Below are 16,619 nucleotides of genomic sequence, written 5' to 3'. Positions count from 1 at the left end.
GGTACGGCCGATGAGTAAAGTTACAAAAACAAGTAATGTAGTCAGAGAAGCGATTCAAAATCGTCGCACGGTAAAAAAATTTAAAAAAGAAGCTGTTCCTACACAGCAAATTATAGAATTGCTGGACACTGCAGTCTGGGCTCCTAACCATAAACTGCGTGAACCTTGGAGATTCCTGTTATTTACTGGGAATGGGCGGAAGAAACTGGCTGAGGCCATTGACGCAGAAATGGGAGAAGACAATAAATTTTCAGCGAATATTATGCAAGTTCCATCGGTTATGCTTGTTGTTCTGGAGGAAGATCCAAGACAGAATATCTGGGACGAAGACTTCGCTGCGGTAAGTGCATTGGTTCAGAACTTTATGCTTGCAGCCTGGAGTGAAGATATTGGTACATTCTGGGTGACCAAGCCATTCCTTTACGCTCCCAAATTCCGCAAACCTCTCGGCATAGAGGCGGGTGAGAAGATTATAGGCATGGTTTACATGGGATACCCCGATGTTATTCCTTCTGCCAAAGAACGTACACCTGCGAAGGACAAACTGACTCTTTTTGAGTGATGAAAAATTGACGTACAAGTACCTCTCCTCAAAAGAGAGCCACTTGTACGTTTTTTTGTTGTGATGACATATCCCTATATTAAAAATTCAATGATATATTCGTCTTGACCATGCTATTCAGCCTACAGGTTGATGATATCGGGTTAAGATTTTTGGTGAACTTGTTCTTCCTTCGTATACTTCTCAAAATAAATTAAGATCCAATTGACGATACTGTATGGCTTCAGCCACATGAGCTGTCACAATTTCACCATCATGGTCAAGATCAGCAATGGTCTGTGCCATCTTGATAATCCGATCGTGTGCACGCATGCTCAGGTTCAAGGTTTGCAGCGTTTGCTCTAACAGCTGCTCTGCCTCATGGGGGAGATGGATCGTTCGTCGCAAAAGTGTGCCCGAGAGCTGGCTATTCCAGCGAACCGAACTTTGGGCATAACGGGTCGCCTGAATGTGATGAGCATGGATGACTTTTGCCTGCATTTCTTCAGAGGAAGGGGAAGCAGCAGACTTGCGCCACTCGCCTGGTGGAGGAACCTCAACCTGAAGATCAATACGGTCCAGCAATGGCCCAGAAATTTTGGCCCGATACGCCGCAACACGAGCGGGACTGCATATACAGCGCTGCTCCTCCGAATGAGCAGACAAATATCCACAGGGGCAGGGATTCATGGAACATGCGAGCATGAACTGGGCTGGGAAGGTGAATGCTGCCCGCGCCCGGCTAATCGTCACTGTGCGATCCTCTAACGGCTGCCTTAATACCTCCAGCACTTGACGCTGGAACTCAGGCAATTCATCCAGAAAAAGTATGCCCCGGTGTGCAAGGCTAACTTCACCCGGTTTTGGGATACCACCGCCTCCAATCAGACCAGAGGTGGATATCGTGTGGTGAGGGGAGCGAAAAGGTCTGTCTGCAATCAGGCCTTGAGGCGCTTCTTTTAACTTGCCAGCGGCACTTAATACTTTGGTTACTTCTAAGGCTTCATCTTCTGACAGTGGTGGAAGGATGGTAGGCAAACGTTTAATTAACATCGTTTTGCCCGTGCCTGGTGGTCCAACGAGCAGTATATTATGCATGCCGGCTGCAGCAATCATAAGCGCGCGTTTGACATGATGCTGTCCCAGAACATCACTATAGTTATCTGCAAATGATGGTATTTGACTCGCATTTCTATCCGCCTTCTTGTAAGTTTTATCTGTTATAGGAGCAACGAGGTGAGCATAGTTTTTCAACACAATGGGTCCTGAATTTGAATGATGTGGTGTTCCCACTGAACTAGTTGATTGGTCTGGGTTTTCCGGAGCTATATCCTGCAAATGCCGAATGCCATACACCTGGATACCTCGAATCAGTGACGCTTCCTCCACGTTATCATAAGGAAGGAGTATGGACGTAAAGCCTTGTCTTTTGGCGAGATCCACCATGGATAAAATGCCGGGTACGGATCTGATCGAACCGTCCAATGCCAGTTCGCCAACCACGAGTGTCCGTTCCTGGGGAGGAAGTACAAGCTGGCCGCTTGTCATAAGTAAACCAATAGCAATGGCTAGATCAAAGGAAGATCCTTCCTTGCGCAGATCGGCAGGGGCCAGATTGATTGTGATCCGCTGTAAAGGATACTGATATCCGCAGTTTTTAATCGCTGCACGAACACGTTCAACAGCCTCACGAATGGCTGAATCCGGTAAGCCGATGATGGAGGTCTGTGGCAGACCATTGGATAAATCGGTTTCCACCTCAATCAGAACGCCATCGATTCCGTACAAACACGCACTGTGTAATTTTCCGTACATGACAAAGAAACACCTCACTCGATTCTTGACTCCGCATAACACGGGCCAGTCTACGAATTAAGGTGCTTCCTCAGCTTCTATTAAGCATTTTATATAAAAGGAATCATGGAGTCAACCTGTCATTATCATAGCTGTAAACATCATTCCTGATCCCTGAATTTTAATTTTGGAAGGAAATCATTCAATAGTTTTGGCGAAAATGACCTAAGTATAAAATGTCATTAATGGTTATCAAATATTTAGATTTTATATTTTACACAATCTAATTTAACATAATTAAATTGAATAGTAAAATCATTTGTGCTCAATTATTCTGTTTTTTTTCTAATTTGTGATAAGATAGATTTATAGTTCCTTTCTATAAGGAATAGAATGCACAATAGGCAGGTGAGAAAGACATATGCAGACTGACAGTTTGAAGCTGGATAACCAATTATGCTTTGCCATATATGCTTGTTCACGTGAGATTACGAAGATGTACCAACCTTATTTGGAGGTACTTGGCGTAACATACTCCCAGTATCTGGTCTTGATGGTATTGTGGGAACGTGAAGAATGTACGGTTAAGGAGATCGGGGAGGCGCTCTATCTCGATTCGGGAACATTGACACCACTTCTCAAACGGTTGCAGTCAGCAGGACTTATTAATCGCGAACGCTCGGCTCAGGATGAACGAAAAGTGTTAATTACACTAACAGACTCCGGCCGTGAGTTGCGGAACAAGGCATTGTCCATACCTGCAGCCATTCAGGGAGACGCGTGTTTGAACAGTACAGAGTTTGAAGCTTTATTGGGTCAGTTCAAAGGGTTGCTGGAAAAAGTTCACGAAACCAACACGAACGCAGCCAAAAAATAAAATGTAGTTTTACATCAAGGAAACCTTAGCTTATAGCTAAGGTTTTTCCATATATACCCAAGCATTCACAATATGGGATCATACCCATATCAAAATACTGTCTATTAACCATTAATTTTTTAAGGAAAGCGTTTTAAAAACGTGTTACAATGAATTGGGTTTAAGTGAAAATAGTCAACATTTGTCTTTTGTTAGTCTACCAACCCGCCTTGTTGCAGTCATGTTGATAGGAGGATTCGAGAATGAATATCCATGAATATCAAGGAAAAGAAGTACTGAAACAGTATGGAGTTACCGTTCCAAACGGAAAGGTTGCTTATACAGTCGATGAAGCGGTTGCGGCCGCAGAGGCACTGGGCAGTCCGGTGACTGTTGTTAAAGCGCAAATTCACGCAGGTGGCCGGGGTAAAGCCGGCGGCGTAAAAGTGGCGAAGAGTACGGATGAAGTTCGTGCCTATGCTTCCGAAATTCTGGGTAAAGTATTGGTAACACACCAAACTGGACCAGAAGGCAAAGAAGTGAAACGTCTTCTGATTGAAGAAGGATGCGATATCCTCAAAGAGTATTATGTGGGTGTTGTTGTGGACCGTGCCACAGGCCGTGTAGTTATGATGGCTTCCGAAGAAGGCGGTACTGAGATTGAAGAAGTAGCTGAAGCTACACCTGAGAAAATTTTCAAAGAAATTATTGACCCTGCCATTGGATTGCAAGTGTTCCAGGCGCGTAAACTGGCTTACAGCATTAAGATTCCGAATGAATTGGTGAACAAAGCCGTTAAGTTCATGCTCGCGCTGTACACTGCATTTGTCGAAAAAGATTGCTCTATTGCCGAGATCAATCCTCTCGTTGTTACCGGAGATGGAAACGTTATCGCTCTAGATGCAAAATTAAACTTTGACTCCAACGCCTTGTTCCGTCACAAAGACATTATGGAACTGCGTGATCTGGATGAAGAGGATGAAAAAGAAATCGAAGCTTCCAAATACGACCTCAGCTACATAGCACTTGATGGCAACATCGGCTGTATGGTCAATGGTGCGGGACTTGCGATGGCAACGATGGACATTATCAAATACTACGGTGGAGACCCGGCCAACTTCCTTGACGTTGGGGGCGGTGCTACAACGGAGAAGGTGACAGAAGCATTCAAAATCATCTTGTCCGATGCCAAAGTAGCTGGGATCTTTGTTAACATTTTCGGTGGCATCATGCGCTGTGATGTTATCGCCAATGGTGTTGTTGAAGCCGCGAAGCAGCTTGGCCTGACCAAACCGCTGGTTGTTCGTCTTGAAGGAACTAACGTGGAGCTTGGCAAACGTATTTTGGGTGAATCTGGCCTGAATATCGTTCCTGCTGATTCCATGGCCGATGGTGCACAGAAAATTGTTGCCCTCGTAAAATAAGTTCATTCCTTAGTACCGGAGCTGTCCGGGAATTGAAAAATAACCGTAAGGATGTGAAGCAACGTGAGTATTTTGATCGATAAAAATACAAAAGTCATTACGCAAGGCATTACGGGTTCAACGGGAATGTTCCACACGAAGGGCGCATTGGACTACGGAACCCAGATGGTAGGCGGAGTTACACCGGGTAAAGGCGGAACTAATGTTGATATCACGCTGGAAGACGGAACAGTAGCCAGTCTGCCGGTGTTCAACACGGTGCAGGAAGCGAAGGAAGCTACAGGCGCAACAGCGAGCGTCATTTACGTTCCTCCTGCATTTGCAGCAGATTCTATTATGGAAGCTGTTGACGCAGAGCTGGACCTCGTAATCTGTATTACAGAAGGTATTCCGGTTCTTGACATGATCAAGGTTGACCGCTTCATGGAAGGTAAAAATACCGTCCTGATCGGACCGAACTGTCCAGGTGTCATTACACCAGGCGAATGTAAAATCGGTATCATGCCTGGTTATATCCATATGGCAGGGCACGTGGGCGTTGTTTCCCGTAGTGGAACACTTACCTATGAAGCCGTTCATCAACTGACGACGCGTGGCATTGGACAATCTTCTGCTGTAGGAATCGGGGGAGACCCTGTAAAAGGCTCCGAGTTCATTGATATCCTCAAACGGTTCAATGAAGATCCACAGACTCATGCGGTCATCATGATTGGTGAGATTGGTGGTACAGCTGAAGAAGATGCTGCTGATTGGGTTCGTGAAAACATGACCAAACCGGTTGTGGGCTTTATCGGTGGCGTAACAGCGCCTCCAGGCAAACGTATGGGCCATGCTGGCGCTATTATCTCTGGTGGTAAAGGTACAGCCAAAGAGAAGATTGCCAAGCTGGAATCGTGCGGTATCAAAGTAGCCCCAACACCTGCTGAGATGGGCTCGACTTTGGTGAGTGTACTTGAAGAGCGCGGTATTTTGAATTTGTGCACGACACATTAATTCCTTTTCGTTATAATAGAAGAAACGGCTCAGAAATGATGTATTTTTGGTAAGCCGACTATTATGGATACGGAAAAGGTAAGCAACCTTTTGTCCTTAAACAGGGCGAAGGGTTGCTTTTTTGCGTTTTTTTACGGGAAAAAGGAAGTGAAGTTACTTCTTATCTACGTAAACGCTTGCAATCCGTGACCACATCACACACAATATGAGGGAAGATTCTCTTCCCGATCTGGGAGGTTTATGGTATGGAAGAACGATGGATCTTGTTTGGTTTGCATGAGATGGAAGGGATCGGCAAGAAAACAATCTCGAAACTAGTTCAGGGACAACATGAATTGTCCGATCTCTTGAATTATGAGGAAGGAGATTGGGCTGCGGCTGGCTTGCGTAAAGATCAGGCTGCCCGTTTGGCTAGTCAATTTAACCATAACTGGATTGAGTGTAGAAGAGAACACGTTTACAATCAGGGAATAGAGGTTATTACTTATCTGGATCAGAATTATCCCATATTAATGAAGGAAACCGTTCAGCCTCCTTGGGTAATGTATGGTCGAGGAGATGTTAGTTTGTTACATACCCCTTCGATGGCAATGGTGGGAACTCGTATGCCGACCGTATATGGGCGCAAAGTTGGTGAGAAGCTGGCAGAACAATTATGCAATGCAGGACTAACGATCGTAAGCGGACTTGCCCGTGGTATTGATAGCGCATGTCATGATGCAGTATTACGTGCTAAGGGCAAAACGATTGCAGTATTCGGAACAGGGATTGATCATATATACCCGCCTGAAAATACGAGCCTTGCCGAGCGAATTGCGGAGACGGGTCTGCTTTTGTCAGAATATCCACCGGGTACGAGAGCACGTCAGGGACTATTTCCGGAACGGAATCGCATCATAGCCGGACTGACCTTGGGAACATTGGTTGTTGAGGCTGACATTCGCAGTGGTTCACTTATCACAGCAGATGCTGCCCTTGAAGCAGGAAGGGATGTATTTGCAGTGCCTGGACCTATCACCTCACCGAAAAGTAGGGGAGCACATAATCTAATCCGTCAAGGGGCCAAATTGGTTACTTGTGCAGCAGATATATTGGAAGAGTATCGTTTGGGCTTGCCAAATGCAGATCAACTTCCTTACAATAGAGGACGTTCGACTGAAACAACGGAGCCTTCCAGGCAGGGGATATTCACTGAGGTTAAGGTCTCTCCCGATGAACAACGTGTGATTTATCTGTTGGAACAGGAGGAGCAATCCCTTGATCAATTGGTTGAACAGCTAGGTTGGGATTTTGGACATTTGCATTCAGTTCTGTTATCTTTAATCATAAAAAAGCAGATTAGCCAATTACCAGGCACGAAATATGCGAGGGTATGATGATGCTGCAACCTAAGCAGCGTGTGGAAATATATAATTAGCTGAAGTTATTACCTATGCATAAGCATACAGAAACAGTTACATGACAGTTTCATGACTGAGAGGAGGATGAACCTATGGCGGATGCACTCGTAATCGTGGAGTCGCCCTCAAAGGCGAAGACGATAGGCAAATATTTAGGCAGCAAGTTCATCGTGAAAGCTTCGATGGGACATGTTCGCGATTTGCCAAAGAGTCAGATCGGCGTTGAGGTGGAGAATGATTTTAATCCGAAATATATTACGATCCGCGGCAAAGGTTCAATTTTGAAAGAACTGAAGGATGCACGAAAGAAAGTGAAAAAAGTGTATCTCGCAGCTGACCCGGATCGCGAAGGTGAAGCTATTGCATGGCACTTGGCCCATGCTCTCGAATTGGACGATACGGCAGATTGCCGTGTAGTATTTAATGAAATTACTAAACAGGCTGTGAAAGATGCGTTCAAAACGCCGCGGAAAATCAATATGGATTTGGTGAACGCGCAGCAGGCAAGACGTATTCTGGATCGGCTTGTTGGATATAAAATTAGTCCATTGTTATGGAAAAAAGTTAAAAAAGGCTTATCTGCAGGCCGGGTTCAGTCCGTAGCTGTCAAAATCATTTTAGATCGTGAAAATGAAATTGATGATTTTGAACCGGAAGAATACTGGAGCATTACCGCTAAACTGACAGCAGACGGCAATCCGTTTGAAGCTAAGTTTCATAAGCTGAACGGGGCCAAAACAGAACTGGGTAGTGAAGCGGAAGTGCAAGCGATCTTGAAACAGATCGAAGGTGCAGACTTTACGATCAAGGAAGTGAAAGAGAAAGAACGCAGTCGTAACCCTTCCGCTCCGTTTACGACGAGTTCTTTGCAACAGGAAGCAGCTCGTAAATTGAATTTCAGAGCTTCCAAGACGATGTCGGTCGCCCAACAACTATATGAAGGTGTAGACCTTGGAAAAGAAGGCACAGTAGGTCTCATCACGTATATGCGTACGGACTCCACACGAATTGCGGCATCTGCACAAGAAGAAGCCAAAGAATATATCGTTGGGAAGTACGGGGAGTCATTTGCGCCTGAGACACCACGGAATTATTCCAAAAAAGCTACTAATGCTCAAGATGCGCATGAAGCAATACGTCCAACTTCAATTTTGCGTGATCCCGATTCAATCAAGTCATTCATGAGTCGCGATCAGTTCCGACTGTACAAACTAGTTTGGGAACGTTTTGTGGCGAGCCAGATGTCTTCCGCCATTTTGGATACACTTTCTGTAGATATTGCTGCGGGAGACACGATTTTCCGTGCAGCAGGTTCGAAGGTGCGGTTCCAGGGCTTCATGAAGGTATATGTTGAAGGAAACGATGATGGTACAACTGATGAAGATCGACTGCTGCCTCCGCTGAAAAGTGGAGATGTGCTGGAGAAGCAGGAAATTGAGCCAAAACAGCATTTTACACAACCGCCACCCCGATATACGGAGGCAAGGTTGGTTAAAACGCTTGAGGAATTGGGTATAGGGCGTCCGAGTACATATGCGCCAACACTGGAGACCATTCAGAAGCGCGGATATGTTGCGATAGAGGAAAAGAAATTCATGCCGACCGAGCTGGGTGAACTGGTCATTGAGCAGATGGAAGAGTTCTTCCCGGAAATTCTGAATGTTGAATTTACCGCAAACATGGAAGGTGACCTTGACCATGTGGAAGAAGGTTCGGAGGATTGGGTTAAAGTACTCGCAGAATTCTACGAATCTTTTGAAAAACGGCTTGAGTTTGCGGAAGAAGAAATGAAAGAAATCGAGATTGAAGATGAAGTATCGGATGAGATCTGTGAGAAGTGCGGCAAACCGCTCGTTTATAAGCTTGGACGTTTTGGCAAGTTTCTCGCGTGCTCCGGCTTCCCTGAATGTCGGAATACCAAACCGATTATTAAGGACATCGGTGTAACTTGTCCGAAATGTAAGGAAGGTCATGTTGTTGAGCGTCGTAGTAAAAAGGGACGTATTTTCTACGGATGTGACAAGTATCCTGAATGTGATTTTGTCTCATGGGACAGACCTTCAGCCAAACCATGTCCAAGTTGTGGGTCGTTAATGATTGAAAAGCGGAACAAAAAGGGAGCACGATTGCAGTGTACTTCATGTGATCATCAGGAGCCGGTGGATGAACCGGATGACGAATCAGCGGATTAGCATATATGTGAATCAAATCAATTATAGTGAAATATGAAATTGCTTTATGGGGGTAAATGATTTTGACGAATGAACAACAAGTAACCGTTATTGGTGCCGGGCTGGCAGGAACAGAAGCGGCCTGGCAGATTGCAAGTCGCGGCGTACGCGTAAAATTATACGAGATGAGACCTGTGGTGAAAACGCCAGCTCATCATACGGATAAATTTGCAGAACTGGTATGCAGCAATTCGCTGCGTGCGAATGGTTTGAGTAATGCAGTGGGTGTATTAAAAGAAGAAATGAGAATGCTCAATTCTCTCGTATTGTCAGCAGCAGACAAACATGCGGTTCCCGCAGGTGGAGCACTTGCTGTAGACCGGGATGGATTTTCAGGCGAGATTACATCCACGTTGCACCAGCATCCGCTCATCGAAGTGGTGAATGAGGAACTAACTTCTCTGCCGGAAGATGGCATCGTTGTTGTTGCAACAGGGCCGCTGACTTCACCTGCATTGTCTGAGCAAATTAAGGCACTAATGGGGGAAGAGTATTTCTACTTCTATGATGCAGCTGCACCAATCATTGAAAAAGATTCAATTGATATGAACAAAGTCTATCTGGCTTCCCGTTATGATAAGGGTGAAGCAGCATATCTGAACTGTCCGATGACAGAAGAAGAGTTTGATGTCTTCTATGAAGCTCTCATTAATGCTGAAGTTGCTCAATTGAAAGAGTTCGAAAAAGAAATCTATTTTGAAGGCTGTATGCCAATCGAAGTGATGATGAAACGCGGAAAACAGACGGCTCTGTTTGGTCCTATGAAACCGGTAGGTCTGGTTAACCCGCATACAGGAGAGTTACCACATGCGGTTGTTCAGCTTAGACAGGACAATGCAGCTGGAACCCTGTATAACCTGGTGGGCTTCCAGACGCATCTGAAATGGGGAGAACAAAAACGTGTCTTCTCGCTTATTCCGGGACTTGAAAATGCAGAGTTTGTCCGTTATGGTGTAATGCACCGTAATACATTTATTAATTCTCCTAAACTTCTTCTTCCGACATACCAGTTTAAAGAGCGTCCAAACCTGTTCTTTGCAGGTCAGATGACCGGTGTAGAAGGATATGTGGAATCTGCTGCATCAGGGCTTATTGCCGGCATGAACGCAGCCAAAGCAGCGCTTGGGCAGGAACTGGTGGTATTGCCGGTAGAAACAACACTTGGCAGTATGGCTCAGTATATTACAACTGCTGACTTCAAGCACTTCCAACCCATGAATGCAAACTTTGGTTTGTTGCCGAAGCTTGAAACGAAAATCCGTAACAAAAAGGAAAAAAATGAAGCTCTTGCACAGCGTGCACTGGATGGTATCACTAGTTTTGCTGCGGCAGAAGGTCTAACTGTTCCGGAACGCGTATAAATTATTCGTGGGAGGAGGCTGATATCATGGATATGTCATTTCATGCTACAACGATCTGTGCTGTTCGTCATAATGGTAAGGCAGCAATCGCCGGAGATGGTCAGGTGACCATGGGCCAAAGTGTTGTGATGAAAAATACAGCCAAGAAGGTAAGACGTTTGTACCGTGGACAGGTTGTTGCTGGCTTTGCTGGTTCTGTGGCGGATGCGATCACCTTGTTTGAGAAATTCGAAGGTAAGCTGGAGGAGCATCATGGTAACTTGCAGCGTGCTGCTGTGGAGCTTGCCAAGGATTGGCGTCAGGATCGGATCTTGCGTAAGCTTGAGGCATTGTTGATTGTAATGGACACATCGGGTATGTTGCTCATTTCAGGCGGTGGAGAGATTATTGAACCCGATGATGACGTTATTGCTATCGGATCAGGTGGAAACTTTGCCTTATCTGCTGCACGAGCGTTGAAACGTCACGCTGTGAACCTGGAAGCAAAAGACATTGCGCGTGAATCGCTTCAGATTGCCTCGGAGCTATGTGTATATACCAACAGTAATATTATTGTAGAAGAGCTATAAGCCAAAGAAATCTCCCGTAGTGGAGCATGATTACGTAATCTGCTCCAGGACGTCTAGGGGATTCTTTGTCCTTATTAGGTAAAATTAATTCAACATACTGGTAGGAGGGAAGCAATATGAATACTCAAGCGCTAACACCGAGACAGATTGTTGCAGAGCTTGACAAGTATATTGTAGGTCAAAAGAAAGCTAAAAAATCGGTAGCTGTAGCCCTTCGTAATCGTTATCGGCGGAGCCTTTTGCCTGAGCACACTCAGGACGATATTGTACCTAAAAATATCCTGATGATTGGACCTACCGGTGTGGGGAAAACGGAAATCGCCCGTCGCCTTGCTAAACTGGTAGGTGCACCATTTGTGAAAGTGGAAGCTACCAAGTTCACGGAAGTAGGTTATGTTGGTCGTGACGTTGAATCCATGGTGCGTGATCTAATTGAGACATCCCTGCGCATGGTGAAACTGGAGCGGACTGAAAAAGTGAAGGACAAAGCTGAAGAAGCTGCCAATGAACGAATTGTACATATTTTGGCTCCTTCACAATCCAAGTCGAAGAATCAGCGCAATCCTTTTGAGATGATCTTTGGTAATAATGGGAACAACGCTCAGGAACAGGATGATCCAGCACCCGATACTGGGATTGCGGAGCGTCGGCGTAAGATCAAGTTTGATCTGTTATCTGGCAAGTTGGAGGATGACATCATTGAAATTGATGTCGAAGACACTGCACCTAACATGATGGACATGTTTGCTGGTCAAGGTAATGATCAGATGGGTATGAACATGCAAGAGATGTTTGGCAGCTTGTTGCCTCGTCGTACGAAAAAACGTAAGCTCGCTATCAAAGAAGCACGTAAAGTGCTGATCCAGGAAGAAGCAGGGAAATTGATCGACATGGATGATGTTACCCAGGAATCCATTCGCCGGGCGGAGCAGACAGGTATCATATTCATTGATGAAATCGACAAGGTTGCCAGTCAAGGACGCGGTAGCGGACCTGATGTATCCCGGGAAGGGGTTCAACGGGACATTCTTCCTATTGTGGAAGGTTCTACTGTGATGACGAAATACGGCCCTGTTAAAACGGACTATATTCTGTTTATGGCAGCTGGTGCATTTCACGTTGCCAAGCCCTCTGATCTGATTCCTGAGCTTCAGGGGCGCTTCCCGATCCGCGTGGAACTAAGCAGTCTAACATTGGAGGAGTTTGTATCCATTCTGACTGAACCTCAAAATGCACTGACCAAGCAGTATGTTGATCTGCTGCGCACCGAAAATATTGAGATTGAATTCTCGGATGAAGCGATTCGCGAGATTGCCAAATTGGCTGAATCCGTGAACCAAAATACAGAAAATATAGGTGCTCGTCGATTGCATACGATTCTTGAAAAGCTTTTGGAGGATTTATCCTTTGAGGCACCCGAGCTTACACTGGAACGTATGGTGATCACTCCGGAGTATGTCCGGGAGAAATTGAATGATATTGCGCTTGATCGTGATTTAAGTCAGTATATCCTGTGACAAGGGTTTAACAATGAAATGTTAAAATGATGCTATATATGAACGGTATGCACGAGAGTAGAGTACATTTGCGAGATCGACAAAGGGTAGCAATCCTTTAACGAATCACAAGAGTCTCTTACTGTAGGCATATCGTTTATTTTTATTTCCATCTAAAGGATTTGAGTGTTACAACCGATAAAAGAGGTGGGGTTGTTAAGGGATCGACAAAACCTAGGACTTGTGCCGCATGTATACGGAATTAAAACCTATCGGAGTGGTCGTTATTCCTCGTATCTGTATCCAATGATTACCATTAAAAGAATTTTACTTATTCCAAGTCTGGTTATCGGTTTAGTCGATAGATTGGTAAATGTTGCGTAAATGCGCAAAATGATGAATTATAGAAAACTGTGAAGTTACAATTTATTTTCTTGAGATTAAAATATATAGACTCTGCTTAATTGTTAAGAAAGTGTTGTGTGGGAAAGTCGAGTTTTCTTAATTGTTGAAACATAACTTGTCAATTGATTAAGATACAGCTTTGTATGCATACCTATGATAATGCACGTAAACCCTTAGTATAACGGCAAAAAATTCTAACATTAACAACGATGAAATATTCGGAAATATACATAATAACGAGCGTTATACGCTCTTGTAGGGACTTGAAAGTATTTTTTTATTTTAAGAATGTTTAAGGACAATAAGGAAGAGTATTAACAGACTTTTGTTTTGGGACTGAACATTTACGAAAAAATTCATAATTTGCAGAAAATACACAAAAAGCCCTGTCTTTCAGAAAAGATAGGGCTTTTTTCTTATTGTAATAAATCCCAAACTCGAAGAAACTTATGTTATACGACAACATCAGAGTTAATTCTACTTAAGTCCTAGAAAACCGTGTAAAGACGAATGTTTTTGTCGAAAAAACATAAGAATTTTCAAGGGGAAATATTCAATGTTTTTCCATAACTTCTAAAGAGAGGAGGGGGATTGTGAATCTTTTAAATGATATCAGCTTTAAAAGATTGCAGGGTGCACTCGATGCGTCCAATATCAGACAACGAACGATTGCTGACAACATCGCGAATGCCGATACCCCGTATTTCAAGCGCTCAGACGTTTCTTTTGAAGAAATGTTGCAAGGGCAAATGAATGGAGATATGCCTGTTCTTAAAGGTAAAGTAACTGATGCAAGGCATTTTGTCATAGGTCCTTCCTCTTCCGTACCAACGCCAGTAGTTAATATGGACCAGTCAACATCCATGAATAACAACCAGAATAATGTCGATATCGACAGAGAAATGAGTCTTCTGGCGGAGAATCAGTTGCGTTATAACGCTTATATTCAGCAAGTGAGTGAACAAATCAAAATCATGCGTGTTGGCGTGGAAGGGAGATAACCTAAATTGAACATTAGTAATAGCTTTAGTATTAGCAGCTCAGCATTGACGGCCCAACGGTTGCGAATGGACGTTATATCTTCTAACATTGCCAACGCAGAGACGACGCGCGCGAGCGTATCCAATGGTGAAGCGGTTCCTTACAAACGCAAAATGGTCGTACTTGAGCCGAATAAAACGTCATTCGGTGCGATGCTGCAAAACCAGATGAGAGGTAGCGGCTCAGGAGATGGTGTTAGAGTAACCGAGATTCGAGAGGATCAGTCACCATTGAAGCCTGTGTATGATCCTACTCATCCAGATGCCAACGCTGAAGGATATGTATTTATGCCTAATGTGGATATTGCAAAAGAAATGGTCGACATGATCTCTGCTTCGCGTTCCTATGAAGCAAACGTGACAGCACTGAACTCAACCAAAGCGATGATCTCCAAAGCTTTGGAGATTGGAAGATAATTTACTTCGGAATAAAAATAAGAAAGATACAAACCAGGGATGAAGGGGAGGGACATTAATGATTCAGAACAACATGTTTAGCACACAAGGTATACAACCGCTACAGATGAAGAATGCAACCGAAAGTAAGCCTTCTACACCAGCCGAAACCATTCAGAGCTTCGGTACATACTTACAGAATGCATTAGGGTCCGTCGCCGCACAAGAGACTCAATCGCATGAAATGTCGAATCAATTTTTGGTTGGCAAAGCGAATGTGGATCAGGTGATGATTGCTTCAGAGCAGGCCTTGTTAAGTCTACAACTCACAACTCAAGTCCGAAACAAAGTGGTCGAAGCATACCAGGAAGTTATGCGAACGCAATTATAAGATAACCTACTTGCGCTTCGATAATAGCGCTGATCATTACAACAAAGCAGCTGCGATGCTGCTCCTGATCCTCAACCTGTGGAACGGCTAAGGTTGAGTAAGGACAGACTAAGCAAAGTTTCGGATGGGGTGACAGAGTGAATGAGAGAATTGCCCAGTACAGGGATAAGGCATCCCAGTATTGGAATAGTTTTAGCAAAAAGCAAAAAGTATTATTTATATCCACCTTCCTGTTTCTGATTTTGGCTGCAGTTGTACTCACGATGCAATTGTCCAAGACCGAATATGAAGTTGCTTTTACAGACTTGAATGCAAGTGATTCAGCGGGCGTTATCAGTTATCTCGATTCATCTAGCATTCCATACAAATTAAGTTCAGATGGCAAGACCATATCCGTACCAAGTACAAGTGTTGCAATTGCAAAAGTGAATGTCGGATCTCAAGGGATCATTCAGAATGGTTCGTTAGGGTATAAGTCATTCGAGGAGTCATCATCCCCGATCGGGATGACGGATAAAGAGTTTGATGTAAAATACAACAACGCTATAAACGGAGAAGTTGAACAGTTACTTCAGCGGATGCAAGGCATACAGGATGCTAAAGTACTGGTGAATATGCCGAAAGATAACATTTTTGCCGGTTTAGAAGAACAGGACAAGGCATCAGCATCGGTAGCTCTCCAATTTAAACCGGGGTATCACCCAAATCAGGCAGCAGTAGATGGCTACTTTAACTTGGTTAAGACTGCAATTCCTAATCTGCCTATTGAGAACATCACCATTACAAACACAGATGAAGCGGAATTGATTCCAACTGCCCGTGGTGGCAGTGGCGGGTTGTCTTCCGAAGTTCAAGAAAACATGGCTTTACAGAAAAAGTTTGAAAACGATGTCCGCAATAACGTAAAGCAATTTCTTTCCCAGATTGTAGGCGAAGACAAAGTTAATGTTTTGGTAGCTTCCAAGCTTAATTTTGATAAAGAAACACGCAAAGAAAATCTGGTCACACCTGTTGATGTAGAGAATATGAAAGGCATCGAGATCAGTGTGCAGGAGATTCAAAAGAGCTATACCGGGGCCAGCAACCCAACAGGTGGTGTTGCTGGCACAGGACAAGAGGAAGTTCCTGGTTATCCATCATCTGATGCAACAGGTAACTCCACCTCAGAAGAATCATCAAGTACTATCAACTATGATGTTAATCGAATCGCCAAGGATATTATTTCCAGTCCGTATACTGTAAAAGATTTAACCATTAACGTTGCAGTTGAACCACCGGATGGCCAAACAGAATTACAGGGACCGGTTCAAGACGCGATTGAGAACATTCTGGTTAACATTGTGCGCGCTTCATTGGCAGACTCAGGCACTGTAATAAGTGACGCTGATCTGACAAAGAAAGTCTCAGTCATGTCACAAGGGTTCCAGGCTGCATCAACAGCAAATTCAGGCTTCCAGTTGTCCCCAGCCATGATGTGGGGCGGAGGCGCACTCATAGCGGCATTGATCGCAGCGGTTGTTATTTTGTTAGTACGCCGTCGCCGCAAACAAAACGAAGTCGAAGAAGAAGAGATTCCTCTTCCAATAGCAACAGAGTTCCCGTCCATTACGCTGGACAGTGTAACGAACGAAAGTCAGGTGCGCAAACAATTGGAGAGTTTGGCCAAGAAAAAGCCAGACGAATTCGTCAATCTGCTGCGTACATGGCTGGCTGACGAATAGA

Annotated in this window: 14 protein-coding genes; 13 read left to right on the top strand and 1 reads right to left on the bottom strand. The window is 44.4% G+C overall.

The features are described from left to right. The first annotated feature begins 10 nt into the window (after window positions 1-10). Complete coding sequence (locus MKY73_RS18740) at window positions 11-562, top strand: nitroreductase (protein ID WP_339241560.1); 552 nt, start codon at window positions 11-13, stop codon at window positions 560-562. Window positions 563-745: 183 nt separating this feature from the next. Here MKY73_RS18740 and MKY73_RS18735 read toward each other — a convergent pair whose 3' ends face one another. Further along, complete coding sequence (locus tag MKY73_RS18735; protein WP_339302996.1) at window positions 746-2,356, bottom strand: YifB family Mg chelatase-like AAA ATPase; 1,611 nt, start codon at window positions 2,354-2,356, stop codon at window positions 746-748. A 400-nt stretch (window positions 2,357-2,756) separates the two neighbouring features. Here MKY73_RS18735 and MKY73_RS18730 point away from each other — a divergent pair, with 400 nt between their 5' ends. The 12 genes from MKY73_RS18730 to fliF all read left to right on the top strand — a co-directional run bounded on the left by MKY73_RS18730 (window position 2,757) and on the right by fliF (window position 16,618). Beyond that, window positions 2,757-3,212 carry a MarR family transcriptional regulator gene (locus tag MKY73_RS18730; RefSeq protein WP_339260428.1) on the top strand — a complete coding sequence of 152 codons (456 nt, stop codon included), beginning with the start codon at window positions 2,757-2,759 and terminating at the stop codon, window positions 3,210-3,212. 242 nt (window positions 3,213-3,454) lie between these two features. Then, window positions 3,455-4,615 carry an ADP-forming succinate--CoA ligase subunit beta gene (gene sucC, locus MKY73_RS18725; RefSeq protein WP_339302994.1) on the top strand — a complete coding sequence of 387 codons (1,161 nt, stop codon included), beginning with the start codon at window positions 3,455-3,457 and terminating at the stop codon, window positions 4,613-4,615. A gap of 63 nt (window positions 4,616-4,678) precedes the next feature. Beyond that, window positions 4,679-5,608, top strand: coding sequence for a succinate--CoA ligase subunit alpha (gene sucD, locus MKY73_RS18720; RefSeq protein WP_036609382.1), 930 nt, complete (start codon window positions 4,679-4,681; stop codon window positions 5,606-5,608). Window positions 5,609-5,853: 245 nt separating this feature from the next. Further along, the gene (gene dprA, locus MKY73_RS18715) at window positions 5,854-6,984 is read left to right on the top strand and encodes a DNA-processing protein DprA (RefSeq protein ID WP_339302993.1); all 1,131 of its coding nucleotides are present in this window, start codon (window positions 5,854-5,856) and stop codon (window positions 6,982-6,984) included. Between the two features lie 116 nt (window positions 6,985-7,100). Continuing rightward, complete coding sequence (gene topA / locus MKY73_RS18710) at window positions 7,101-9,200, top strand: type I DNA topoisomerase (protein WP_339302992.1); 2,100 nt, start codon at window positions 7,101-7,103, stop codon at window positions 9,198-9,200. Between the two features lie 62 nt (window positions 9,201-9,262). After that, on the top strand, window positions 9,263-10,600 hold the full coding sequence (gene trmFO, locus MKY73_RS18705) for an FADH(2)-oxidizing methylenetetrahydrofolate--tRNA-(uracil(54)-C(5))-methyltransferase TrmFO (RefSeq protein WP_339302991.1): 1,338 nt from the start codon (window positions 9,263-9,265) through the stop codon (window positions 10,598-10,600). Window positions 10,601-10,626: 26 nt separating this feature from the next. Beyond that, window positions 10,627-11,169 carry an ATP-dependent protease subunit HslV gene (gene hslV / locus MKY73_RS18700; RefSeq protein WP_339302990.1) on the top strand — a complete coding sequence of 181 codons (543 nt, stop codon included), beginning with the start codon at window positions 10,627-10,629 and terminating at the stop codon, window positions 11,167-11,169. A 116-nt stretch (window positions 11,170-11,285) separates the two neighbouring features. Next, window positions 11,286-12,686 carry an ATP-dependent protease ATPase subunit HslU gene (gene hslU / locus MKY73_RS18695; RefSeq protein ID WP_339302989.1) on the top strand — a complete coding sequence of 467 codons (1,401 nt, stop codon included), beginning with the start codon at window positions 11,286-11,288 and terminating at the stop codon, window positions 12,684-12,686. 977 nt (window positions 12,687-13,663) lie between these two features. Beyond that, entirely contained in the window at window positions 13,664-14,071 is a 408-nt protein-coding gene (gene flgB, locus MKY73_RS18690) for a flagellar basal body rod protein FlgB (RefSeq protein WP_339302988.1), read from the top strand. A 6-nt stretch (window positions 14,072-14,077) separates the two neighbouring features. Continuing rightward, a complete protein-coding gene (gene flgC, locus MKY73_RS18685) occupies window positions 14,078-14,527 on the top strand; it encodes a flagellar basal body rod protein FlgC (RefSeq protein ID WP_339302987.1) in 450 nt (149 codons plus the stop codon). 58 nt (window positions 14,528-14,585) lie between these two features. Next, window positions 14,586-14,897 carry a flagellar hook-basal body complex protein FliE gene (gene fliE / locus MKY73_RS18680; RefSeq protein WP_253433762.1) on the top strand — a complete coding sequence of 104 codons (312 nt, stop codon included), beginning with the start codon at window positions 14,586-14,588 and terminating at the stop codon, window positions 14,895-14,897. A gap of 137 nt (window positions 14,898-15,034) precedes the next feature. Continuing rightward, window positions 15,035-16,618, top strand: a complete 1,584-nt coding sequence (fliF, locus tag MKY73_RS18675; RefSeq protein ID WP_339302986.1) for a flagellar basal-body MS-ring/collar protein FliF — start codon at window positions 15,035-15,037, stop codon at window positions 16,616-16,618. Window position 16,619 lies beyond the last annotated feature (1 nt).

Source organism: Paenibacillus sp. FSL R5-0519 (assembly GCF_037974275.1).
Lineage (GTDB): Bacteria > Bacillota > Bacilli > Paenibacillales > Paenibacillaceae > Paenibacillus.
This window is presented reverse-complemented; position numbering and strand designations above follow the sequence as displayed.